Here is a 23856-nt window from a genome sequence, read left to right as displayed (position 1 = left end):
AAAATCCTCTTACGATTGTAAGAGGATTTTTTGCATTATAAACAAATCGAGATATAATCTCCTTCAGATAGTATTGTATTTGGTTTCATTTGTTGTCCGTTCAATTGAATATCTCCGTTTTTAATTTTATCCACAATGCGTGTACGGCTCCAGTCGGAAATATATGTGGATAAGGCTTTATCCATTCGGTGGGAACCGAAAACGATATCTAATACAATTGTAATTTCAGCTACGCCACTTTCTTTATGCTGTGTAATGGAAATGGTAGTAGTTGTTTCCGTTTGATCTTGCTGAGGCATATCGACTGTTTCCACATGATCAGTAAATGATTTATAAATACGAAGTTTTTGATTCCACGTATGATCTTTCGGACATTTATAAATGGCAAAGCGATATATGTTTTTTCCATTGGCGTTATGCCTACGAATATTTGTGTCGGTAAATAGGGTAGTGCGTCTGCAATTTTTACAATACTTTTCGATTGTGTTTTGTTCATTTTCATATAAACTCCAAGAAAGTTGTACTTTCTGCATTTTCCTTCACCTCTTATAGTAGTGGCAAAGGAACGTAATACAGCTATTTGGATGTCTTGTAGTATGAAGACATGAGAAAAAGACAAAAATAAAAGGAGGTTCCCTTAGGAACCTCCGTAAACATCATACTACAGATGCGTTACGTTCCTTTGTAATGGGAATGGGCAGACTACTCCCTTGAAAAAGCGTGGTGCTTTTTTGAGAGTAATGCTATCCAATTGCTGGTCCATTACAAAGTAAATGTTGGCATACGTAGATAACGTCCTTTCTATCCAAATAGATTTATTCTTAATTATAACATATTAGTTTGAAAATTAAAAATACTTACAATGAAAAAACACCAGCTAAAACAGCTGGTGCCTAAGATAAATTATATAAGTTCAAATAAAAATGAGCGTAGTTCTTCTGCAATTTCTTCAGTCATAGAAAATGCGTGCTCTAAGTAGCCTGGTTCGTTTAAATCGTCAGCGCCGATGATTGCAAATTTATTGCGCTGCATATCAAGGACAATTGTTTTACCGTAATGACGATCAGAGTATAAAAGCGCTAAATCGTGACGCTCATTTTCTCCCATAAAGCTAACGAAACGCGTTTTTGTAGCGACAGTATCGTCGTACAGAAAGAAACGTTCTTCCATACACATGGCTCCTTTATTAAATATCTAAGTTTAAGTGTGGCTTATGATCTAAATGGTGATGCGTTTTAATGAATCGTACTGTTCTTGTTTTGTAACGCATTACGATAGAATATGTTTCAGCTAAATCTCCACCAAGGAATTTAACACCGTCTAATAACTCACCAGCAGATACACCAGTTGCTGAGAAGATTGCATCATCCCCAGATACTAAGTCATCTAACATAAGAAGTTGACGAGGATCTTCTAATCCCATTTCACGACAACGAGCTTCTTCTTCTTCGTTCATTGGAACTAAACGAGCTTGCATTTCACCTTCAAGGCATTTTAATGCTGCTGCAGAAATAACACCTTCTGGAGCTCCGCCAATACCTACGAATAAGTCGATACCCGTTCCAGGTAGTGCTGTTGCGATTGACGCACCAACATCACCGTCACCAAATAATTTTACGCGTGCACCTTTTGCACGAACACGGTCAATAATATCTTGATGACGTTCACGTTCTTGAACGATAACTGTTAGATCGCGAATCTTTTTATTGTTAGCTTCTGCTACAATTTCAATTGTTTTTTCAATTGGATCATCTAAGCTAATTTTACCAGCTGCTTTTGGACCAACCGCGATTTTTTCCATGTACATATCAGGAGCATGAAGAAGGTTCCCTTTGTCTGCGATTGCAATAACTGCCATTGCATTTGCAAGACCTTTTGCAACGATGTTTGTACCTTCTAATGGGTCAACGGCGATGTCTACTTCTGGACCGTTACCTGTTCCTAGTTCTTCACCAATATACAGCATCGGTGCTTCATCAAGTTCTCCTTCACCAATTACAACTGTACCTGCCATGTTTACTGAATCGAACATATCACGCATTGCTGTAGTTGCTGCATCATCTGCTTCATTTTTCTTTCCGCGGCCCATCCACTGTGCGGATGCTAAGGCTGCTGCTTCTGTTACACGGACAATTTCTAGTGCGAGTTCACGTTCCAAGATTCCATTCCTCCAATTTCAAAAATCATACAAATATAACTATAACAAATAACGGAGAAAAGGTGAATTCGAAAAATTGTCGATTTTTTCAGAAGAAAGCGTTACAATTAAAATGTAAATGCTTTAATTTCCAGGTAGGTGACATTCATGTATTTTGTAGACAGAAAGAAAATAGAACAAATGCTAGTATGTTTAGAACGAGCAACAAGTACATTTCAAGAGAAAAAGATATATGAAACCGAGTTTGAATTTTACGCATTAGAGCGCATAGCCCATCTTATTATTGATTGTGTATTAGATGCCGGGAATGCGATGATTGATGGATTTATTATGCGCGATCCAGGAAGCTATGAAGATATTATTGATATTTTAATGGACGAGCGAGTGATAAGTGAAGAAGATGGACAAGGGATGAAAGAAATTATCCTTCTTCGAAAAATGCTTACGCAAGACTATATTCAAATGAATCATGATGAATTATATAAGACGATTCAAAAACATATTGCAGTGGTAGAGAAATACCCAGCAAATATTCGCAGTTATTTAGAAAAGGAATTAGGACCTGTATCTGCATTTGTACCAGAATAATTATGCTTATAAGATCCCCAGAGAATGCCTTTTGGGGATCTTATATTGTATGTGAGAAAGAAAAGGGAGAAGGGTGAAGTATGGGGGAAGCACGTACGACGAAAGACGAAATTGTACAATTGTTGAAAGTAAAGGGAGAGCACACGGTAGCTGAACTAGCTGACGTTTTAGAGATTACAGAAATGGCGATCCGAAGACATTTAAGTAATCTTGAGAAAGACGGACTCATTTATTCTAAGATGGTAAGGCAACATGTCGGAAGACCAACTTATTTGTATGGATTAAGTGAAAAGGGAGAAGATACATTCCCGAAAGAGTATAAGCAATTTGCGATTGATATGCTAGAAGATTTAGCTCGAATGGGTGATGAAAAAATACTTCGTTACGTTTTAAAAGAGAGAACGAAGCGAATGGAAGAACAGTTACAAAAGAGAGTGAGTAATCAAAAGAATTTAGCATATAAAGTGCAAGAGATAGCAGCTATGCAAGAGAAAAACGGTTATATGGTTCAAATAAAGAGAGATGGAGAGAATTCTTTCGTAATTGAAAAACAAAACTGTCCGTTAAAGGAAATTGCAGAGAGATTCCCGCAAGTATGTGAAGATGAAAAAGAGATGTATAAGCGTTTATTTGCAGGAGCAGATGTAAAGACGTTAGCAAATATGTGTGAGGGCGATTGTAGTTGTTCTTACCAAGTAAAAGAGAAAAAATGAACGTTATGGGGCGCTTTTAGGTAAAGCGTTTTTTTCTTTGGAAAAAGCGGGTAATATAAGAGTGGTATGATAAGGTGAGAACGTTAGCATAGAAGGAGAGACATAATCGATGTATAAAGGTTACTTAATTGACTTAGACGGTACGATGTATCGCGGGGAAGAACAAATTGAAGAGGCAAGCGACTTCGTAAAAGCATTAGGAGAGCGCGGCATTCCTTATTTATTCGTTACGAATAACTCAACGCGTAAACCAGAACAAGTGGCAGAAAAACTTGTTCGTTTCGATATTCCAGCGAAAGCAGAGCAAGTATTCACAACGAGTATGGCGACTGCGAACTTCATTTATGAACGTAAACAAGACGCAACTGTATATATGATTGGTGAAGAAGGCTTACACGATGCACTTGTGGAAAAAGGATTTGAACTTGTGGATGAAAATCCTGATTTCGTTGTTGTTGGTTTAGATCGTGACATCACATATGAAAAGTTAGCAAAAGCGTGTCTTGCTGTGCGTAACGGCGCAACGTTTATTTCTACAAATGGGGATATTGCCATCCCGACTGAGCGCGGATTATTACCAGGTAACGGCTCATTAACATCAGTTGTAGCAGTATCAACAGGTGTGGATCCAATCTTTATCGGAAAACCAGAATCAATCATTATGGAACAAGCTTTAAAAGTACTTGGCATAGAAAAAAATGAAGCATTAATGGTTGGGGATAACTACGATACAGACATTTTAGCAGGAATAAATGCTGGCATGCATACCCTTCTTGTCCACACTGGAGTCACAACTGTGGAGAAGTTAACAGAATACGAAGTACAACCAACGCAAGTTGTGCATAACTTGACGGAGTGGATTGAGAAGATGTAATGAAGAAAGCTGTTCCAAACTTTGGAACAGCTTTTTTTCTAATATTTGCGGGCAGTCCGATTGGTGTGGGCTAACATTCAGTTGTGACTAGTGTCGATTTTTGTCGGTAAGTCGATATATTTGAAAAATCGCCGATATAATCTGAGTTGCGCCGATATATTTAGAAAATCGCTGATATAATCTGAGTTGCGCTGATATATTTAGAAAATCACTAATATAATTTTATTAGAACGCACGATTCACAACGTCTTTAACCTCTTCAAGATATTGTTTACGCACACTGTTATCCACAGAAGGAACACTTGTATAGAATGTATGCTCAATTGTTTCAATGCCTGTAAATTCAAAAATACCAACATCCGCTGTTTTCTTCATTGCATCAAACATGCCGCCTGCTGTGTATGCCTCTTTCGTATTACCCATTGTAGATAATAACAATCCTTTTTTACCGCTTAATAACTTTTCAATGCCGTTTTCACCGTAAGCATAAGCAAATCCATGGCTAAACACACGGTCAACGTATCCTTTTAAAATAGCAGGAAGTCCCGCCCACCAAACTGGATAAATAAATGTAATGCTGTCAGCCCAAGAGATATGTTCTTGTTCTTCTTTAATATCTTCTGGTGTATTTCCTTTAGAAAATGAGATGAAATCGGAAGCGCCTAATACTGGATTAAAGTTTAATTCGTATAGATCGCGAACGCGTACTTCGTGACCTTTTCCTTCTAATTCACTTTTTACCGTTTCTAAAATCGCATGGTTGAAGCTTTCTGTATTCGGGTGTGCATAAACGATTACATGTTTCATTTTTCTTCCTCCTATTTGTGGATATGTGAATAGTTATTTGTATATCTGTAACTATTATGGTTACTACCTTTATAGAAGTCAAGTAATACATATGTATGTATAAAAAGACGCCCGAAAATCGCCTTTTTATACCCCGCTCATACAAAGTACAAAAAAGACAAATAAAATAATGACAATACCAATGCCGAAGTTAAATACGAGAGTACTATCCATATATGTAGCCTCCTTGTTTGAAAGTAAAAAGCACTCTAGTTAAGAGTGCTTTTTTATTTTGAATCTACTTTATAACTTTTAGAAAGTGATTCATGCGTGTAATGATTTACATTATTTTATGTATTTATACTTTGAAATGAGTAAGTCCTTGTTGGATATAGAAAAAAAGACACTCGTGGAGTGTCTTTTAAGATGACAAAATGTGCCAATTGCTTGAGGTTGATAAGACGCTAATTTCCGTGTTAACGCCTTTTCTTTAATCAAGAAGTGTAGCAACAGCGATTCAAATAGATTGTACCATTTGTTTAATTGTGGTGCGTATGCAATTGTGCATATTATGATCATGAGGTAGGTAATGAACTGTGAATAATTTGAAGTGATTTATTTACGATTTCTTCTGCGGCATATATGCCGATTGCGTCTGTTTTTAAAATATGAGGTTGTAAGTTATCATACATTGCCCCTAACTCACCATGAAGTGGTGCGAAGGCATGGTTCGCCTTTTCAAGCATGCATAAATCAAGTAAAGAATCCCCAGCTGTAATAATCGTATCTATTTGCAAAATTTCTTTTATATATTGCACGGCGTCCCATTTGTTAATTGGTTTTGGTACAAAGTATAGCTTTCTATCTTGAAGTGAATGATTCCAGCCTTGTTTGTCTAACCAGGAAGTGAAGGATGATAATTCATCATAAGGAATGTTCTCCCGTTTAATAATGCAATAATGGAATAGATCATCAGCTGTTTTTTGTGATATAACCCAATCTTTATGAGCTATTTGTCCAAATTCCTTTAGTATGTCGTTTCCCTCTATACATTCAAACGATAGTCTTTCTTTTACTATCCTGTTCCAAGTACCATCTTGTTTACCGTTATGAAGAATATTACCGCCGTTACTTGTAATGGCGTATTCGGGAATGATTTCGTCTTGGAATAAAGAAATACGCTGAAACTGCTCAATAGTTCTTGTTGTAACTGGGATGAAATGTGAGTGCAGTTGCAATTTTTTTAGTAGTGAAATGGTTTTATGTGATATGAAAGAAATTTCTTTCCCATCTAAAGTTTCAATGAGTTGAATTGATTCATCTTCTATAGGGGCACGAAACGATTTCCGGGAATAAATAAGCGTCTGATCAAGATCACTGGCGAAAATCATATCGTTTCCCTCTTAAGAGGCTTAATGAGCCCGCAACATGAATAAGCCATATTCTCATAGATTTCAATAGGGACATTCTTTTCTTTAGCAAGAAGTAAAATATGCTTTAAATCGGGATTGTTTTGCTTACGTATTAAAATTTTCCACGGTATTCTCCGGAGTAATACGCGAGTTGTTTCACCGATTCCTGGTTTAATTAAGTTAATATCGTCAATTTCAAAGTGATTTTGGATAGACTGTATATCTTTTAATCCTTGCCAAGAGGGATCAGTGTAAGTTGAAGTAATATAACGTAATTGATTATCTATATGAGAATGAACAGAAGGGAATAAATCTGTTACCTCATCAACGAAGAAATTTGATAAGTCTTCTTGCTCTAGCTCTTTATAATATTTAACACCATGAAAATCATTTGGACCGATATAGGTGTCATTTAGTATAGTGCGGCTAATTAGTCCAGAGACTGTTGCATTTAAGCAAGCGCTAGGAATAAGAAAATCTTCACGTGTACCGTAAATTGAAGTACAGTAACCGGGATCAGCAAGTACAGCCATACAATGAGAAATGTGTGTATTATTTCGTTTGTTAAATGTGTGTACTGCATATTCTAATTCTTTTTTTATTGCACCTTTTCCAGTCCACCCATCAATGAATTGAATTGTTTCTTTAGGGTGATGTTCCAAAATATAATGGAGTGCATTTTCATCAATACCGCGTCCGCGAACAATAGAAATACAATAGTGAGGTACATCAAGGTTGTATTGATAGCGTATGTAGCGTTTGATAAGAATGCCAATAGGTGTACCAGCACGAGCTAATGAAACGAGGACAAGGTTAGTTCCTTTAGTTTGTATAATCTGTTCGGCGACAACTCCAACAGCGATGGCTAGTTTGTGTTTGTATTGTTGCAGGGAAGAAAAGAATAAATCCATATACGCTTTAGAGGGTTTATATTCCATTGGTAACATTTCGGAATAATGTGTGCCAGCTTGAATTGCTTGTTCTCTAGTTTCCGTGGAACTTTCTTTCATTAAATCACTAATATCTTTTAATAGAAAAATAGCATCATTTGGATTGTAACTACTAATATGAGAATTTACTTTTACCATAATTATCAACCTTCCTTTTCTATGCTATTTGAAAATGAGACGATATGAATAAAAGGAATAACTGTTTGTAACTGCTGTAGAAGAGGAAACAGGGCTTCTTCTCCTAAATCACGCTCAATAAAAACAAATACTTCATCGTAATCATGAGGTGAAATATTATAAAAGTAATTTGTAATAGTAGAATCTTCAGGACTTGGATATGAGAAATGATTATGAATGGCATAGTTCACATCATTTGAAACAGGATGGATAGGGCTTCTCGTTGTAGATTGATATAAAATATTTTCACCCATTTCAGCAGCAATTTTCATTGGGATATACATAAATTCACCCGTTCCGAGACAGAGTGTTCGTTTTCCCATTCTTTCTCTTTTTAAAGTTTTTCCTGCTTCTTGGGCGAAAGAATGAATGTGCTTTTGTTCATATGCTGAAATGCCAAATCGCCCAGTATATTTTATATAATTTGATGTATAGGGTGATTTTGGGCAGGTAAGGGTATGTTTTTTGAAATCAGGTTTTGTTTCTTCAATTTGAATCTCTGTTTTTGTAATATTTAATGGTTGGCCAGTTGTATGAATACTGCCTTCTAATAAAGAAATAACATGAACCTTAATTTGAAGTTCTTCTTCTAATTGTTTAAATTGTTTTCTATTAGTATGAGAACGCCAGTCTAACAAAGAAGCAATTATATATTCTTCTCGTGGGAATTTATTTTGAATAGATCTAATAATATTTAATGCTGTTTTTCCTGTTGTCATCTCATCATCTACGAGAACAATTGGATTGTTGTTTTGAAAAAAGCTTTCATCTACATAACAACGGTGTGATGTTGCATGAGAATGTTCTTCCTCAAATGTAATGACAGATTCTAGGTGGGGTATCGATTCCCTAGTTGTATGTACATACTTTGCATTTTGAAAGCATTGAAACATAGAATGACCAAGTGATGTCGCTGTTTCAGCAAATCCGATGAACAAAACTTCTTCTTGCAGAGGATATTGATAACGAAATACTTCCTCTGGGATTTCATTAATTTCTAATGAAATGAGATTTAAAATTTCTTTTTGAAATGGATGAGAAATATTATGTAGTATTTCCATATATCTTGCAGCGAGAGCAACTCCACTTGATAGAGAGACTGCAGGTTTAATAGGAAGATGCTTTCCAAGGATTGTACTCACAAATAAAAAACTACGTTTCTTATTTATTCTCGCAGCCATTTGAAAAAGATTGTCTAGCGCTAAATTATATGGATTATCACGTACTTCTACATGAACTTGTATATTATTTAAAACGTTATACGTGTTGCTTTGCGTTTGTAATAAGGAGATCGGTGAATTGTTTGTTTTCATGTAGCACCCCGTAAATATTAGATTTTAAAATGGTTTTGCGAGCCCAGCCATAATGAGGTTTTACTTCATTCATCTTGTTAGAAAAACTGCTTTTTAGCACTCCATTATACGTATCTGCATTTTGTAAAATTAATCTCGCATCTAAATAATCTTCCATTGTGACAATGTGCATTGCCTGTACAACTTTAATATGAGATGGATGAATAACTGTCTTTCCGATTAAGCCATTTGCATGGTCAAGTGATACCTCTTGAATAAGCCCTTCTTCATGATCATTAGAAAAATATTCCCATACACATCCTGAAATAATATATTCATTTGTTGCCCTTGAGAAAACGTTAATAATGTCTGAAATACAATCACGGACAACAGTAATATGATAGATAGGTGTGTATTTATTGCGCCGAATACTAAATATACTTGAAAAATCAGTAGCACCAATACGTACATTTAAGATGTAATCGTGATAAGAATCTAGTAAATCCTTTATTTGTAATAATGATTCTGCCCGTGTTTCCTTATACATAATTTCGGGTGATTCTAAAATCGGCATGCCATATAGCGATAATGAGTATAACTCGTTTATATATGCAAGCTGATCGATATAAGTCTTTCCGTTAATTGGTGTGAATTTTGGAAAGACAAAACCACATAAACAATGAACAGCACTACCTAATTCAGTAACAATTTTCTTCATTTGACTTGGCTGTCGAACTCTAATAAAAAGAAGTGGGATGTCTGCTTGATTTAGTATGTTGGCACTGACTAAGTTAGCGATTTGCTGTATTTGAACGACGATGTTTTGCTCTGCAAGTTTTACTTCCTCATCGCTGATAGCGTCCTCTAGACAAAGAATAATTGAGATAGCATCCACATGTTTCCTTATAATTATATCTTCCGCAATCGTTTCTTTCGTGCCAGGAGTATATAGTGTGGCACCTAGTGCGTAAGCTAGTTGTTCTTTCCCTATATTTTTTGAAAAATTAAGAGGTTCTTTATAGAAAAAATTTTGCCGTTCTTCTGAGGAGAGATAAGAAAAGTAATTCAAATTGTCACCACCTTATTTATAATGATTCTGTTTAATCGTAACATAATAAGAAAAATCTTCCATAAAAATGAAGCAAGAAATTAAAAAAATATATTGAGAAAGATGAATTATAAGATGAATATCGAATATTGTTAATAGAAATATAATAGGGGGAAAGAGAAAGTGGATATACATAAATTAACAGAGGAAGAAGCAAATGAGATAAATACTTGGACGTACGAGGAACCATATAATTTATATAGTTTTTCAGGCGAGAAAGAAGTAATGGAAGAGCTATTAGATGGAACGTATTATGGCTGTTGTGATGATCAAGGAGACTTCATCGGTTATTTTTGTTTTGGAGCAAATGCACAAGTACCAGGTGGAAGAGATGCTCATTTATATGGTGGAGAAGATGTGATTGATATCGGACTTGGCATGAAGCCGGCGTTAACCGGGAAAGGAATGGGGAAAGAATTCTTCCAAGCTGGAATAGCGTTTGCCACGAAAGAGTTTAATGCAAAAATGTTTCGATTAAGCGTAGCGACATTTAATACAAGAGCGATTACGTTATATAAAAATATCGGATTTAAGCAAGGGCCTATTTTTTTGAGTCGCGGAAGAGAATTTATGCTGATGGAATATGAAAGACCGTCAGCATGAACCTGACGGTCTAGAAAACACTATTATTCTGAGTGCTCAGCTCGGTGCGCTAAACGGCTTGAAGCAGCGGCAGCGATTCCGCCAACGATATCATCAAGGAACGTGTGCACCTTTCCAGTTGATTTATCATTTAAGTATTCTAAAATACCAGGTTTTAATTTATCAATATATCCAAAGTTCGTGAAACCGATAGAGCCGTACACATTCACGATAGAAAGTGCGATAACTTCATCAATTCCGTATAAGCCTTCGTCACGTTTTACAATATCTTGTAACGGTTCACTTAGCATTCCCTTTTCAGCAAGGACATCAAGCTCGATACCAGTAATCAGTGCGTTTTGTACTTCACGTTTTGATAGTACACGTTCTACATTGTAACGGCATTCTGACATCTCTAAATTTGGATGATATTTTTTTTGAAGAAAATGAACAAGTTCAGCAATATCGTCAATTGTTACACCGCGTTCTTGTAATAGTTTTAATGCTCTTTCTTGTAGTTGATTTGATTCTTTCATGTTTATCACCTTTTTTTCTTTTTAGTATTTGTATACGTTTCGTTGCTTTATCATGTGCATAGGAATGAAAGGCGAGCACAAGCTCATATATATAAAGAAAAACCATAGGTGGCGACTGCGATGATTCAGCATATTTATGAGCATTATCACATGCATGTTAAAGAATTAATCCCCCTTGGCCCCTATAAAAGCTTTTGGATTCGCAACAAAATTTATGTACTTGTTCCAATTGGAGAAATGGAGGAAGAAGTACTTGTAGAGATGAAAAAGCTCAGTGATTATATGAACCAGCAAGGGGATATAACTGTAGCGACTTTCGTTCCGACTATACACGGCTACTATGTAAGTGAGATAGAAGAACAAAATTACTGCTTATTAAAAGGTATGCGCACGTTAGAACGACATGCTATGTCATTAGGAAGTGAGCTTTCTATATTCCATAAACGAGGTGCATTCTTTCCAGAAGAAATTGAGCAATTAAGCCGAATTGGTGAATGGAAAGCGTTATGGGAAAAAAGGCTCGATCAATTAGAAAAGTTTTGGCAATCACAAGTGATGAACCACCCTTCAGATGTATTCGATCAATTGTTTATTGAATCCTTCCCGTATTACTTAGGAGTTGCAGAAAATGCCATTCAATATGTTGTCGATACAGAAATGGATGATACGCCGCAACTAACGGATGCAGCAACAATTTGCCAAGAACGATTCACACCTTTATTATGGCATCAAACGAAGCGTCTCAAACTTCCTTTTGATTGGGTGTATGATCACCCGAGTCGAGATATTGCAGAATGGATCCGCCATATGACGATAGAAAAAAAGAAAGACTGGGAGCAAACAATCGTTCAATTTGTTACGGATTATGAACGGAATTATTCGCTATCCTCATTTGGCTGGCGCTTATTATTTGCAAGGCTCCTGTTCCCGCTTCATTATTTTGAAACGGTCGAACGATATTACCAAACTGGAAACGAAGAACAAAAAAGCATATATAGAGATCGCTTAGAAGCCATTTTACACGATGTGAACCGCTCAGAGCAATTTATGAAGCATTTTTATGGTTCACTTCGTTTACCAGTAGATAAGCTCGGGATTAGAAAATTAGATTGGCTATCTTAAAAGTATAAAAAAGAGACCGATGGAGGTCTCTTTTTTATACCACAATTTTATGTAATACATTATGCCCCTACCTGCTGATCTGCACATATATTTAAAACGAATTGATGCCCTTCGAGTTTTTCATTTACTTTACCCAATAATTCTTGCTGAATTTCTTTAAATAAAAATTGATAGCTTGTATTCCATGTTGGTATAACGGATGAAAGGCCTAATAAATATTCTTTTTTCTTTTCTAGTTCTTGAATTGTTAAAAAAGTGTTCCCCATTTTTGGCATCTGTCGTCCCCCTATGTTTTTTACTTTATATGTGTGAACGATTCACTATATAGTATTAATTATCGCATTTTTTGAGAGGGATTTCCAATTTTGTTTTATGATGTTAACGGATAAATGTGATTTGAATAAAAAAAGGAGACCAAATTTGGTCTCCTTTTAGCAAGTGACTTTGAACAAGCCGCTAGATAATATCCAGCTCCAGCGGCTAAAATGTTCGGTGGCTTCGCTTCTTCCGCCGAGGCAAAAACGCCTCTATGTCAGAAGCTCCATCCCCCTCACATTTTGAACGAGCCGCTTCCGCTTTTAGATTAATATCCAGCTCCAGCGGCTAGAACAGTCGGCCATTTTGCGCCTTCCTGTGAGGCAAAAAGCGCCTCTTCGTCAGGAGCTCCAATGACCTCCTGTTCTGAAAGAGCCGCTTCCGCTTTTAATTAAAATACTTGTTCTACTTCGATAACGCCTGGTACTTCTTCAAGTAACGCGCGCTCGATACCAGCTTTTAGTGTGATTGTAGAACTTGGGCAGCTTCCGCATGCACCCATAAGGCGTAGTTTTACGATACCTTCTTCAATGTCTACTAATTCAACGTCTCCGCCATCGCGAAGTAAGAATGGACGTAATTTATCTAATACTTCTAATACTTGTTCTTGCATATGTGGGTTTTCCATTTTTATCGACTCCTTTCATCAGTTTTATTATAATCAAGATAGAGGGGAAAATCTATTTTTTCTCTTCTTGTTTTATTGTCGAAATTTTGTATCGTGTTTTTTCAGTATAGGGGTATGGAATAAGTTTGTAAAATGATGTGCTTATGTAATAAGACATCTGAATATACTGTTGGGACAAGAAGTGGGGGAGAAGAAATGGTTAATGTTCAAGTGTATGGGACGAAAGTAATTTGTGCGAGCTGCGTTGGAATGCCATCTTCAACAGAAACGTTTGAATGGTTACAAGCGGCAATTGGTCGTAAATATGAAGGACAAGAAAATAAATTTAATTTCGAGTATATTGATTTCCAAGAAGAACAAGAAGATGCGGATAAAAAAGCATTCGCAGAGCGCGTAGTGGAAGAAGATTTATTTTATCCGGTCGTTCTTGTAAATGGAGAAATTGTTGGAGAAGGAAATCCTCGTTTGAAGGATGTTTACGAAGAAATCGAGAAATATTTATAAAACAAGAAGTCTTTGCGAATTTGCAAAGGCTTTTTTTATTGGAGGGATAGATATGAAAAATGGAGTGAAGCATGCGTTACCAATGGAAGTAGAGCAGTTAATGGAGCGGTACACAGTAGAATTAAAAGAAATTTTTTTGGATGAAAAAATAGTCGGGGTATATATTTACGGATCCATCGCACTAGGTGCATTTCATAAGGAAACGAGCGATGTTGATTTTGTTACAGTGATAAATGATTCCGTGAATGAAGCTGAAAAACAGCAGCTTGTGGAACTACATAAGAAACTTAGTGATAATATGCTAGGTAAAAGAATGGACGGTATGTATATTCCGCTTGCTGACTTAGGGAAATACAATGATGAAATGAACGAGTACGTGTATTGTGCAGATGGTAAAGCTAATGTTGGTCATTGGGACATTAATGCGGTCACATGGTGGACGTTGAAAAATCAAGGCATTACAGTTACAGGAAAAGAAGCAGAAGATCTTCCGCTGCAAATACAATGGAATGATGTAGTAAATACGATGAAATACAACGTAGAACAGTACTGGAGTGAAAAGGCGAAGAAGCCATATTTATTTTTTATAGAAGAGTGGGTAGAATCAGCTGTCGTTACGATGGGACGTATTTTATATACACTAGATCATAAAACAATCGTTTCAAAAGATAGAGGCTTGCAATACTTGTCAGAACGTTCAGCGGAAGAATGGGAGCTTTTATTAAAAGAAGTAGCGAGAATACGGCAGAACCCAAAAGAAAAGCGAATGCTCTCAAGGTGGAGAAGGGCAGATATGACGAAGAGGTACTTACTGCATTTAATTGAGATGTGTAGAGAGAAATGGTAGGGAAGAAAATGGACAATACAGTTGAGGTATTGTCTTTTTTTACGTTTTATTTGGTATATAATGGTTAAAAAGGTTTAATTATACTGGAGGGGATATAATGGAAACGGAATTAGCTACATATGAAGAAAAGAATGAACAAATGAGTATGCGCCAAGTAATTAGCATTCTATTAATTATTTTTGGGGTCATGCATGGAATTGGTTTTTTGAACCTTTTATATGATTCTTCCTTATACCCATGGTATGTAGATCATCTTATTCCACCTTTCACGTTTTGTATGATTATCGTAATGTATGCACCGGCAAGAAATTGCTGCTTACATTTAATAAAATCATTACAATTCAATAATCTTAAACATTATGTAACGATAGTAATAACAACGATTGTAATGCTTATGTATCTTGCGGTATTAAATGTAGTTTTACCACATGGGCTTGGTGTGGATGAATCTAATATAGTAATAGAACCTACTACAAGTGAAATCATTCTATACGTAGTTGTGCTCACAACTTTTGCGCCTATTTGGGAGGAAATTGTATTTCGAGGTATGTTTTTTATGAAATTATCTCAGCGCTTCTCTACACTTAGTAGTGCTGCTATAAGTGCTTTCATATTTACTTTAGGGCACCCCCTTACAGTAGGGAGTATTTTATATATTTTTGGTATGGGCATATGTTTGGCATACACATATAAGAAAACGAAGAATTTACTCGTTCCAATTGGGATTCATTTATTAAATAATTCGTTTTATTTATTAGTAAATTTTCAACTATAAAAAGACGCCTTTTAAAAAGGCGTCTTTTTTATTTTGTAGTAGATAGAAAAGTATTTACAAGTATTGTGTAGAGGAAAGATAATAGAAAAAAATATGTGCATGGGGGAAGATGATGAGTAAATATAAATTACATATAGATAGAGAACAATTATGGAAAGGCTGCGTTTTAAATTCGATTGCCCATGCAATTAATGTAGCGCATTGTCCAGATTTCTCACATGAAAGTTCATGGGATGGATTTAACTATAATATGCAAGATAGCCAAGGCGGACAAGGGACAATTACGTTTCATCCGAATTACACGATCGTATGTCTGCAAGATGTGAATAGCGAGAGAATAGATGAGTGGATTGATGCGGAAAATTACTTTGAAGGAGCACCTTCGGAAGTGATACATATTGCGAAAGAAGAAACTCTTCAATACATATTAGAAGAAGTAGAAGGTGAGACTGTACCTTTCATTACAACAGCATTTTGGATTGAGGATAGCGGTGCATATTCAATCGATTCATTTGAAGAGATGGAAGAGCATGGCGGATTTTTATTAGAAATCCCACTACTTGACCTGCAATCAGCAATAGAAAGATTAGAAGAAGAATATGAGCTGACAGAAGAGCAAATAGAGCTTTTACAACTCGTGTATGAGAGAAAAATTAAAAATCCAAACGAGGAAATTATGTTGTCTAAAGAAGAAGTGGCGATGATCGGAACGGATGATAGTGAAGGATTGGAAGTTAGTAAGGATTCTTTTGAAGAGATGAATATTACTTGGGCTTTGTAGGAGAGGATAAAATGTTTCCGATTGGTGAGCAGCCGAGGATTATAAAGGACTTGGAAAATGTTACTGCTAATTTAGAAGAATTAGCGATTGAGGGGAAAACAAAAAATATAGAACGACTAGCATCTTTACAAGTTAAGAAATTATGGATTTTCGCAGTAAATCAAAAACAGTTTGAACATATTCTTTCGTATGCTCGTCCCGATATATTATATGTTTACGAAATGCGGGTAGAGGATTTAAGTGGCCTTCAGAAGTTATCAGATTTACAACAGTTGTATATGTGCTGGAATACAAAAGCGAAGACGTTATGGGATATCGCGTATAATAAAAAACTCAAATCCTTATTAATTGATGATTTTTCTAAGCTAGAAGATTTAAGTGCTTTAAGTAAGTGTCCGCAACTCAATACCTTTTACATGGGCGGTGGGATAAATACAGCAATGAAAGTACAAACTTTACAACCACTCGCTGCATTACAGAATTTAAAAAAACTTACTCTTATGAACTTAAAGGTTAAAGATGATTCGTTAGAACCTTTAATCCAATTGAAAAATTTACGAGAGTTAAGTTTATCTAATCAATTTAAGGTGGAAGAGTATGCAAAATTATCTGTAGCATTGCCATATACGAAATGTGAATTTTTCAGACCTTACGTATATATGAACGATGCAATAGAGGGAAAGAATATAATGGTGATTGGGAGAAGAAGACCAATCCTTAATTCGAAAACGGATATGGTAAAGATGCAAAAGTATGAAGAACAATTTAAAAAGTTACAAGAAGAATATAAAGCACTAGTAGAAAGCACAATGTGAAATTACATTGTGCTTTCTACTAGTTTTTTCATATACATATCAACTTCGTGAAAGAATAGGGGCTCTTTTTCCTTGGTATTCAGATGCACGGTGCAATGTAAATATTGCTGTAAGTAGCGATTAGCTTGTTCGTACTGTTTTAATTTGTAGAAAGAAAAACAAGTAAGAAGTAGAAACGCTTTTTCTTCTAATATTGGAACGACAGCTAGTACTGGATTAATGGAATGTATATTTATTTCCACTAAATTTTCATAAGATGTCCACGTTTGAAACCAGTCGAAAATAGTAGAAAGGTAATTCGGAATGTTGATAGTTTCATGTGAAACATTATGCAATAGCTGGTTCTGTTTGATATGTATAGGCTCTATTCTCGTTTGTAGAATGCAATCGAATATTGAAATGTTTTCTTTTATTTGTAATTGGTTCGTAATAAGCTGCGGGAGACCGATAGGGTGGACTCCTATATTTATATAAAAGTCATCTCCAAACTGGCTTTTTTGTATGTTAATGAGCTTATAAAATCCGTTTTCAGCTTTGAAAAATGTATGTCTTTTTTTCTTAAAGCCGAGTGGTTTTAAAGTGGCGTGTAAATTTGTAATAAAATCTTGTTCCTTTTTAGAGCCAGGCTTATTCTTCGTCATATTCATACGTAGTTAAGTTTTGTAAGAAACTTTCAAAGTTAGGTGCTAATTCAATAATTTCCTCAAACTCATTATCGATAAATATAACTGGAGGATTTTCAGCTACATTTCGATAGTCTAATGCAATCCATGTATGTCCATCACCAGATAAAAGTATGATATTCTCAGGCATTTCCCATTCTCGAATTAAATAGCGGCTCTCTAAAATACTAGATTCATTTTCATCAAAAGAAATACCATATAAACCAGATACATTAACGTGATTGTCTGCCCAAGAATTTGGCTTTGAAGTAGGGTGAACATCGAGACGAAGAGTTCCCCCATTTTGTTCTTTTAGAAGGTTTATATATGATTCTGGAAGCTTTACGTTCAGTACTTCTTCTGCTTTTTTGATTAGTTCATCGTTAATGGGTGCTAGTTTTAAATAGTCATCGTCTGCCCAAATTGTACTCTTCATATTCGATCACCTCAAATAATAGTTTTAAGAATCTTATGTCATATATTATAGTTAGTTTAGATAACATGCAATAGAGGGAGGGACGGAGTATGGATGTGTATGAATACCTCGATCACGTAAATTCTAAAGAAGATTTATTAAAATTTCTTGTATACCTCCAAAAGGATTTTAAAGTGAATAGAGATGAATGGGAGAATGTAGAGGTAGAGACTTATTTAGAGGCATTAAATAGTTGGTTAGGTTCTTGTGAATCGGTTTATATAAATCAAGGAGAGAAGTTTCCAGAAAATATTTCATGGAAGTTTATTGCTCAAATGTTACTTGCGGCAGCTCATTATGAATAAAATTAGATTTTTAAAAGATAGAATGGAGAAGATATCTTGATTAACCATAATAAAATTAAACAACTTTTAGCACATGTAGATCGTGCTGATGATAATGAAATTGAGCTAGAGTATGAATCTGAACCTATGACGATAGAATTGTTTAATAGTGAAGAAATAGAAGAAGGGCAACTTGGTTATAGTTTTGATGAAGAAGGACAAAGCTTAGTCGGGAATGAAGAAGGAGATTGGAAAGAAGGATGGATTGTAATAGGGATAGATTCATATCTTGGAGACCCGATTTTTGTAGATAGTAATGATGAGAACTGTCCAGTTTATACAGCTATGCACGGTGAGGGAGAATGGGAGCCGGAATGTATAGCGGAGCGTATAGAAGATATTATTGAGAAAGTGAAGGGGAATGTGCGAGAAATAAAATAGTATTTCAATGTGATTAAGAGGGAGGAAATGTAGTATATATTCACTAAAAAAGATGTATAAAAATGATTTTGATGCATCCTTTTTAGTGAATATATAAAATAATTAACTTAGTGTATTAAAGATATGATACATGATTATTTTAATATATTTAAAAGTAAAATGAAATAAGAAACGGATAATTGTCGGAATATATTCGATTTCCGTTCATTTTTATGAAATATGTGTACTTTTTGTTAGATTCCTTCATTTTGTGCATATACAATAAATGTATATAGAAATAAGAAAAGGATGATGTACGTGAAGGACACTGTTTTACAAGAAACGATTTCTCCACAAGAATTACATAAAGTTGTTCAAAAGAATACAGCTTATTATGACTTTAAGTGGGGTAAAGTAGAAAATCCAGCGCAAGGGAATACATGGAATTGGGTAGCCTTTTTCTTCCCAACTTTTTGGTTAGCTTATCGAAAAATGTATAAGTTATTTATTATATTTGCGTTATTGGCTATACCTAGTATAGTTATACCCCCTTTTATAGATATTCCAGATGGGATTTATGTAACATTTAATTTAGCTCTTCAATTAGGAATGATGATATTTACTGGATGGCAAGGAAACCGTTTATATTACAAGCATGCTGTTCGTGTTTTTCGTAAGGGAGAAGATGCGTCTGATCATGAGAAGGCGTATTTCTTACAATCAAAGGGTGGCGTGAGTATTGCTGGTATGATTGGTTTACAAGTTATAGTCGGGATTGTGTTTGGGTTAGTTGCGTTCGGGCTGTCCTTTTTACCAACTGAACCGAATATTAAAAACGTTGTTCGTTCAAGTGGTGAAGGGGTTACGTTAGAGATTATGACTGATAATCCAACTTGGAAGTTTGTGAAGAAAGAAAAAGATTATGACGTAGTAGAGTTTACTGGTTATGATTATACAGAGAAGAAAAACGTGAAAATTAAATTTGCTGTTTATTTCGATGAAGATTATTTCGAGTGGCAAGAGATATATGAAAATAATAAGAAGTTAAGTGAAGAAGAATTAGAAGAATATCAAATTTACATTGAAGAAAATAATTGGGGGTTCTAGAGGGAACTCGTTCATTTTGAAAAGAAGAATCTTGCGAAGGTTCTTCTTTTGTTTATCAGGGGGAGAGAAATGATTTCAGCATGAATAGAAGCTCTAATAGGATCTATTAGTTTAAGTACGGGTTTACACACGAAAAAGATTGATGTTAACATACGTTACTTGCAGCAGTATGAATGGTTTCTAATGATATATGAAGACGAGAAGTATTGAAAGTTATTTATTACGAACTACAAAGTTCGCTCATATTTACAAAGTAAGCTAAGAGTTCGATTGCTCGTAAAAAATAAAAATGCACAACGAAGATTTTTAAAATTAGTAGAAGAGCAAATAGAAAAACGGCATACAAATTGAAATTTTGTAAAATACAATAAAAAATGAGAATTTGAGGTAGGGTTGTCAATAACGTGAGACTATGGCACTATAAAGAAATGCTATACAAATTTTATTTATCGAGATGTAAACATCATTTTTGATTTTTACGTATAAATAATGAACGGAGGAAATGGATTTATGGCTACTTTACCAAATTGTCCAAAATGTAATTCAGAATATACGTATGAGGATGGCGTTCTTTTCGTATGTCCAGAATGTGCTCATGAGTGGGGCCAAGAAGCAGAAGCTGAAAATAATGATGGTGCAAAAGTTGTAAAAGATGCGAACGGAAACGTTCTTCAAGATGGCGATGCTGTTACTGTTATTAAAGATTTAAAAGTAAAAGGAACTTCTTCAGTTGTGAAGATCGGTACGAAAGTAAAGAGTATCCGTCTAGTTGATGGCGATCACGATATCGATTGCAAAATCGACGGTTTCGGAGCTATGAAGTTAAAATCACAGTTCGTTAAGAAGGCGTAAGTAAATAGAAGAGGAGGCGAATAGCCTCCTCTTTTTATTATGTCACTTTTTGTCGGTAAATCGATATTTCGTACAAAATCGTTGATATATTCTGAGTTATGATAGATATATTTGAAAAATCGTTGATATATTGCAAGTTATGATAGATATATTGAAAAAATCGTTAATATAAATTCACTCACCGAGAACTACGCACGATTTACCTCGCATCATAGTCAACCTCTTTCAATTGACATCGCTTATTAAAGAACGTTTTATATCCAAGCTGTAAAAAGATAATGACAGCAAAGGCAGTACTTCCAGAAATACCGAGTATGATGGCGATTTGATATTGAATGGCTGTGAATGGTGATACACCGGATAATATTTGACCAGTCATCATGCCTGGTAAGCTTATAATTCCCATTCCGACCATAGAATTAATTGTTGGTAAAATAGCAGAGTCAAAAGCGTCTCGAATGAGCGGAGCAGCAGCTTCTTTCGGTGTTGCTCCGAGCATAAGTGCACCTTCAATTTGACCTCTTTGCGATTTCATATTGTTTAAGAACGTATTTGCACCAAGAGAAACACCAGTCATGGCATTCCCAACTAACATTCCTGTAATAGGGACGATATATTGCGGAGCATACCAAGGGTCATGACCGATAATAACAAAGATAAATAGTAGAAGTGGCCCAATTGATCCGGCGACCATGGAAAGGGCGGCTACTCGTTTTAATTCTTTAGACATTGGGATGTTAACCCGTTTATAAATATTAAAAATTGCAAAGGTAGTAATAGAAGTGATGAGAGCGATTGTATAAAATGGATTACTGTTTTCAAATACGTATGTAAGGACATATGCAACAAGTACGAGCTGAATGGTCATACGGAATGTTGCGAGCGCGATTTGTTTTTCGCGAGGTATTCCTTTTAATTTTACAAGTCCAATTAAAATAAGAATGAAAATATAGGCAGCTGCAAGTTGCCAAATTTGGAGTTCAATAACGCCCTTCAACTGAGAGCACTTCCTTTCTAGTTGCACCCTTTGTTTTGCTAATTTCAATAATATCGTCTGCAATTTCTTCTGGAAGTTGTTGTGAGTGTGTGATGAAGATAACTGTTTTTTTCTTTTTTCGTGCTAGATCAGTAAATTGTTTCATAACGCGGCGTTCTGTATCACTGTCTAATGCTGAAGTTGGTTCATCTAATAAATAGACAGGCGGATCCATAAGTACGATACGTGCAAAGGCAAGTCTTTGTTTTTCACCGCCGGATAATGAGGAGGTGCTATCTTCTAATTGCTTGTCTAAGCTAACGGTTTGTAATGCACTCCGCAGGGCATCATCATTTGGAAATGGTTTTTCAGAAAGACGAAGTCCCATTAATAGGTTGTCTTTAACGGCTCCATCAAAAATAGGTGGAGTTTGCCCAAGCATAACTACGTCACGACGTAATTGAATAGGGTGATAATCAGAAATTAATTTTCCGTTATATTCAATTGTACCGGATGTTGGGGATTGTAAATCGTTTAACATGCGAAGCAACGTGCTTTTTCCGCTTCCGCTTTCACCGATAATACAAGTAATCTTTTCTTTTCGAATCTGTAAATAAGGAATGTGTAGTATATCTTTATATATAACGTCTTTTAATATAAACATAAATCGCTCCTTTCTGATTCTAGTTATATCGTATCAAAAAAAGAGGGGAAAATGGTTATAACGAACAACGTTTTTTCTTCGTCTTGAGTTTTATTAATAAGTTAAGTAAACAATCTAATTCTTGGCTGAAAGAAATCACTTTATCATGAGTGAATCCGTATCGTTCAACGAGATAGATTAGCTCTTTCTTTTTCGCTTCTATTCGATTGTTTAGTTTCGATAAGTTCATAAGTGGAATGTAATGCCTCCTACAAAAGTATTTATCACATGAAAAATAAGACCGAATGAACTCGGTCTTAAAGGAAGTAATAAAACAACTTACAAATAGCATACAATGTTTATCAATATTTTTTAATATAAAAATGAAAAATAAATCATTATAAATATTGAGAAAGATGTGTCTGATAATTTTTAAAAACTGATGCAAAGAGGCTGCCTACATAGTAGACAGCCTGTAAGGTATTAACCTTTATGATATTTGTACATCCAAAGAAGACCAGATTTTAATAATCTCGGTACACGTCCCATTAATGGTTGGTTTGCTAGTAAACCAAAACCGTGCTTCTTACCAAGAGAACCGAGAACACCTTTTAATTTAATTACAGGTAGTTCATCCGGGAGTGATTCATTATTCCAACGTTTTAATAATATTTGGACAATTTGTTCTCCTTGACCTTCAGCAAGTTGGGCAGATGGTGCATGTGGAAGTGCTGCGCAATCTCCTACAACGTAAACATGATCGTTATTTGGAATATTATGATATTTAGTTAAGACAACCCGTCCGCTACCATCTTGTTCAACTGGAAGGTTTCGAACAACTTCATTTGCTTGAATACCAGCTGTCCAAACGATTGCATCACATTCAAGTGGTTCATCGTGGTTGTACACAATATTTGGTTCTACTTTTGTAATGTTAGAGTTTCGTATGATGTTAACTTTATGCTTTACAAACCATTCTTCTACGTATCTACTTAATTTCTCTGGATATGGGAATAAAATTCTATCTTTTCGATCAAATAAATAGATTTTTAAATCAGAACGGCTTTCACGAAGTTCACTTGCTACTTCAACGCCACTTAAGCCAGCACCAACGACAGCTACTGTTGCATTTGGTTCTAGACTATTTAATTGTTCATATGTCTTACGTGTTTGTTCAATTGATTGTAGACTATGTGTATATTCTCTAGCTCCAGGAACGTTATGATATTTATCTTCACAGCCAAGTCCGATAATTAAATCATCATATTGGATCGCTTCGCCGCCATCAAGATGAACAGCTTTTTCTTCGAGGTCAATATTTGTTACTGTGCCGTATTGAATATTGAGGCGTGGGTGTTCAGGAAACGGTATACGAATATGCGTTTCTGAAATAGTACCCGCAACTAATGCATAATATTCAGTTTTGAAGCAATGATATGGTACTTTGTCGATTAATGTCACTTGTACATCATCT

31 protein-coding genes and 1 pseudogene are annotated in these 23856 nt (G+C 35.4%); 15 read left to right on the top strand and 17 right to left on the bottom strand.

What is annotated here, in order from left to right; all coding sequences use genetic code 11:
- Positions 1-35 precede the first annotated feature (35 nt).
- The 3 genes from HMPREF2590_RS21500 to glpX form a co-directional block, all read right to left on the bottom strand.
- On the bottom strand, positions 36-533 hold the full coding sequence (locus HMPREF2590_RS21500; RefSeq protein ID WP_001174572.1) for a hypothetical protein: 498 nt from the start codon (positions 531-533) through the stop codon (positions 36-38).
- A 370-nt stretch (positions 534-903) separates the two neighbouring features.
- Positions 904-1170 (bottom strand): DUF3055 domain-containing protein, encoded by a 267-nt coding sequence (locus HMPREF2590_RS21490; protein WP_000392606.1) that lies wholly within the window; start codon positions 1168-1170, stop codon positions 904-906.
- A 16-nt stretch (positions 1171-1186) separates the two neighbouring features.
- Positions 1187-2158 (bottom strand): class II fructose-bisphosphatase, encoded by a 972-nt coding sequence (glpX, locus tag HMPREF2590_RS21485; protein WP_000439090.1) that lies wholly within the window; start codon positions 2156-2158, stop codon positions 1187-1189.
- 147 nt (positions 2159-2305) lie between these two features.
- Between glpX and HMPREF2590_RS21480 the strand changes: the two genes are divergently transcribed.
- From HMPREF2590_RS21480 to HMPREF2590_RS21470, 3 genes are all read left to right on the top strand, one after another.
- The gene (locus tag HMPREF2590_RS21480) at positions 2306-2746 is read left to right on the top strand and encodes a DUF86 domain-containing protein (RefSeq protein ID WP_000273999.1); all 441 of its coding nucleotides are present in this window, start codon (positions 2306-2308) and stop codon (positions 2744-2746) included.
- 80 nt (positions 2747-2826) lie between these two features.
- Positions 2827-3459: a helix-turn-helix transcriptional regulator gene (locus tag HMPREF2590_RS21475; RefSeq protein ID WP_000503346.1), complete on the top strand. Its 633-nt coding sequence runs from the start codon at positions 2827-2829 to the stop codon at positions 3457-3459.
- Positions 3460-3568: 109 nt separating this feature from the next.
- A complete protein-coding gene (locus HMPREF2590_RS21470) occupies positions 3569-4333 on the top strand; it encodes a TIGR01457 family HAD-type hydrolase (RefSeq protein WP_000276467.1) in 765 nt (254 codons plus the stop codon).
- Between the two features lie 225 nt (positions 4334-4558).
- Here HMPREF2590_RS21470 and HMPREF2590_RS21465 read toward each other — a convergent pair whose 3' ends face one another.
- The 5 genes from HMPREF2590_RS21465 to HMPREF2590_RS21445 form a co-directional block, all read right to left on the bottom strand.
- Complete coding sequence (locus HMPREF2590_RS21465; protein ID WP_000683437.1) at positions 4559-5140, bottom strand: NAD(P)H-dependent oxidoreductase; 582 nt, start codon at positions 5138-5140, stop codon at positions 4559-4561.
- 554 nt (positions 5141-5694) lie between these two features.
- Positions 5695-6510 (bottom strand): HAD family hydrolase, encoded by an 816-nt coding sequence (locus HMPREF2590_RS21460; protein ID WP_050822162.1) that lies wholly within the window; start codon positions 6508-6510, stop codon positions 5695-5697.
- Entirely contained in the window at positions 6507-7619 is a 1113-nt protein-coding gene (locus HMPREF2590_RS21455; protein ID WP_050822161.1) for a cysteine protease StiP family protein, read from the bottom strand. Before HMPREF2590_RS21455 ends, HMPREF2590_RS21460 begins: the two co-directional genes overlap by 4 nt.
- A gap of 5 nt (positions 7620-7624) precedes the next feature.
- Positions 7625-8971 (bottom strand): phosphoribosyltransferase family protein, encoded by a 1347-nt coding sequence (locus tag HMPREF2590_RS21450; protein ID WP_070861524.1) that lies wholly within the window; start codon positions 8969-8971, stop codon positions 7625-7627.
- Positions 8916-10019: an HpcH/HpaI aldolase/citrate lyase family protein gene (locus tag HMPREF2590_RS21445; protein ID WP_001106077.1), complete on the bottom strand. Its 1104-nt coding sequence runs from the start codon at positions 10017-10019 to the stop codon at positions 8916-8918. The genes HMPREF2590_RS21450 and HMPREF2590_RS21445 overlap by 56 nt, the downstream gene beginning before the upstream one ends.
- Before the next feature lie 162 nt (positions 10020-10181).
- On the opposite strand from HMPREF2590_RS21445, the gene HMPREF2590_RS21440 reads away from it, so the two are divergent.
- Complete coding sequence (locus HMPREF2590_RS21440) at positions 10182-10661, top strand: GNAT family N-acetyltransferase (protein WP_000351145.1); 480 nt, start codon at positions 10182-10184, stop codon at positions 10659-10661.
- 23 nt (positions 10662-10684) lie between these two features.
- Here HMPREF2590_RS21440 and HMPREF2590_RS21435 read toward each other — a convergent pair whose 3' ends face one another.
- Positions 10685-11176 carry a phosphatidylglycerophosphatase A family protein gene (locus tag HMPREF2590_RS21435; RefSeq protein ID WP_000665094.1) on the bottom strand — a complete coding sequence of 164 codons (492 nt, stop codon included), beginning with the start codon at positions 11174-11176 and terminating at the stop codon, positions 10685-10687.
- 120 nt (positions 11177-11296) lie between these two features.
- Here HMPREF2590_RS21435 and yutH point away from each other — a divergent pair, with 120 nt between their 5' ends.
- Positions 11297-12298: a spore coat putative kinase YutH gene (yutH, locus tag HMPREF2590_RS21430; RefSeq protein WP_000614218.1), complete on the top strand. Its 1002-nt coding sequence runs from the start codon at positions 11297-11299 to the stop codon at positions 12296-12298.
- 59 nt (positions 12299-12357) lie between these two features.
- Here yutH and HMPREF2590_RS21425 read toward each other — a convergent pair whose 3' ends face one another.
- Positions 12358-12573, bottom strand: coding sequence for a hypothetical protein (locus tag HMPREF2590_RS21425; protein WP_016118827.1), 216 nt, complete (start codon positions 12571-12573; stop codon positions 12358-12360).
- Positions 12574-13004: 431 nt separating this feature from the next.
- Positions 13005-13241: a NifU family protein gene (locus HMPREF2590_RS21420; RefSeq protein WP_000431159.1), complete on the bottom strand. Its 237-nt coding sequence runs from the start codon at positions 13239-13241 to the stop codon at positions 13005-13007.
- A 195-nt stretch (positions 13242-13436) separates the two neighbouring features.
- Here HMPREF2590_RS21420 and HMPREF2590_RS21415 point away from each other — a divergent pair, with 195 nt between their 5' ends.
- The 5 genes from HMPREF2590_RS21415 to HMPREF2590_RS21395 all read left to right on the top strand — a co-directional run bounded on the left by HMPREF2590_RS21415 (position 13437) and on the right by HMPREF2590_RS21395 (position 16963).
- Positions 13437-13745 (top strand): YuzD family protein, encoded by a 309-nt coding sequence (locus HMPREF2590_RS21415; protein WP_000248588.1) that lies wholly within the window; start codon positions 13437-13439, stop codon positions 13743-13745.
- A 52-nt stretch (positions 13746-13797) separates the two neighbouring features.
- Entirely contained in the window at positions 13798-14592 is a 795-nt protein-coding gene (locus HMPREF2590_RS21410; protein WP_002097975.1) for a nucleotidyltransferase domain-containing protein, read from the top strand.
- Between the two features lie 97 nt (positions 14593-14689).
- Complete coding sequence (locus HMPREF2590_RS21405) at positions 14690-15367, top strand: CPBP family intramembrane glutamic endopeptidase (RefSeq protein ID WP_000447119.1); 678 nt, start codon at positions 14690-14692, stop codon at positions 15365-15367.
- A gap of 112 nt (positions 15368-15479) precedes the next feature.
- On the top strand, positions 15480-16148 hold the full coding sequence (locus tag HMPREF2590_RS21400; RefSeq protein ID WP_000049702.1) for a hypothetical protein: 669 nt from the start codon (positions 15480-15482) through the stop codon (positions 16146-16148).
- An 11-nt stretch (positions 16149-16159) separates the two neighbouring features.
- A complete protein-coding gene (locus HMPREF2590_RS21395; protein WP_000483952.1) occupies positions 16160-16963 on the top strand; it encodes a leucine-rich repeat domain-containing protein in 804 nt (267 codons plus the stop codon).
- 2 nt (positions 16964-16965) lie between these two features.
- Here HMPREF2590_RS21395 and HMPREF2590_RS21390 read toward each other — a convergent pair whose 3' ends face one another.
- Together HMPREF2590_RS21390 and HMPREF2590_RS21385 are read right to left on the bottom strand one after the other, a co-directional pair.
- Entirely contained in the window at positions 16966-17604 is a 639-nt protein-coding gene (locus HMPREF2590_RS21390; protein ID WP_000164716.1) for a DUF4304 domain-containing protein, read from the bottom strand.
- A complete protein-coding gene (locus tag HMPREF2590_RS21385; protein WP_000843110.1) occupies positions 17591-18061 on the bottom strand; it encodes an SMI1/KNR4 family protein in 471 nt (156 codons plus the stop codon). Before HMPREF2590_RS21385 ends, HMPREF2590_RS21390 begins: the two co-directional genes overlap by 14 nt.
- An 89-nt stretch (positions 18062-18150) precedes the next feature.
- Here HMPREF2590_RS21385 and HMPREF2590_RS21380 point away from each other — a divergent pair, with 89 nt between their 5' ends.
- The 5 genes and pseudogenes from HMPREF2590_RS21380 (at position 18151) to phnA (ending at position 20763) form a co-directional block, all read left to right on the top strand.
- Positions 18151-18405, top strand: a complete 255-nt coding sequence (locus HMPREF2590_RS21380) for a DUF7660 family protein (RefSeq protein WP_000383681.1) — start codon at positions 18151-18153, stop codon at positions 18403-18405.
- 36 nt (positions 18406-18441) lie between these two features.
- Positions 18442-18825: a hypothetical protein gene (locus HMPREF2590_RS21375; protein ID WP_000607080.1), complete on the top strand. Its 384-nt coding sequence runs from the start codon at positions 18442-18444 to the stop codon at positions 18823-18825.
- 288 nt (positions 18826-19113) lie between these two features.
- Positions 19114-19911, top strand: a complete 798-nt coding sequence (locus HMPREF2590_RS21370) for a DUF2628 domain-containing protein (protein ID WP_141520231.1) — start codon at positions 19114-19116, stop codon at positions 19909-19911.
- Between the two features lie 84 nt (positions 19912-19995).
- A pseudogene (locus HMPREF2590_RS30910) lies at positions 19996-20262 on the top strand (hypothetical protein).
- 159 nt (positions 20263-20421) lie between these two features.
- Positions 20422-20763 carry an alkylphosphonate utilization operon protein PhnA gene (gene phnA, locus HMPREF2590_RS21365; protein ID WP_000212737.1) on the top strand — a complete coding sequence of 114 codons (342 nt, stop codon included), beginning with the start codon at positions 20422-20424 and terminating at the stop codon, positions 20761-20763.
- Between the two features lie 199 nt (positions 20764-20962).
- On the opposite strand, the gene HMPREF2590_RS21360 is transcribed toward phnA, so the two are convergent.
- The 4 genes from HMPREF2590_RS21360 to HMPREF2590_RS21345 form a co-directional block, all read right to left on the bottom strand.
- Positions 20963-21760, bottom strand: coding sequence for an ABC transporter permease (locus tag HMPREF2590_RS21360; protein ID WP_000679260.1), 798 nt, complete (start codon positions 21758-21760; stop codon positions 20963-20965).
- Entirely contained in the window at positions 21744-22403 is a 660-nt protein-coding gene (locus tag HMPREF2590_RS21355) for an ABC transporter ATP-binding protein (RefSeq protein WP_000470268.1), read from the bottom strand. The genes HMPREF2590_RS21360 and HMPREF2590_RS21355 overlap by 17 nt, the downstream gene beginning before the upstream one ends.
- Before the next feature lie 55 nt (positions 22404-22458).
- Positions 22459-22632: an aspartyl-phosphate phosphatase Spo0E family protein gene (locus tag HMPREF2590_RS30060; protein WP_001054087.1), complete on the bottom strand. Its 174-nt coding sequence runs from the start codon at positions 22630-22632 to the stop codon at positions 22459-22461.
- Between the two features lie 233 nt (positions 22633-22865).
- Positions 22866-23856, bottom strand: a 991-nt coding sequence (locus HMPREF2590_RS21345; RefSeq protein ID WP_070861536.1) for an NAD(P)/FAD-dependent oxidoreductase, incomplete at its 5' end; no start/stop codon positions are given.

Origin of the sequence: Bacillus sp. HMSC036E02 (assembly GCF_001836235.1) — a bacterium.
GTDB classification, from domain to species: Bacteria; Bacillota; Bacilli; order Bacillales; family Bacillaceae_G; genus Bacillus_A; species Bacillus_A cereus.
The sequence above is the reverse complement of the archived record's forward strand: the minus strand, read 5'-3'. Positions and strand labels throughout refer to the sequence as shown.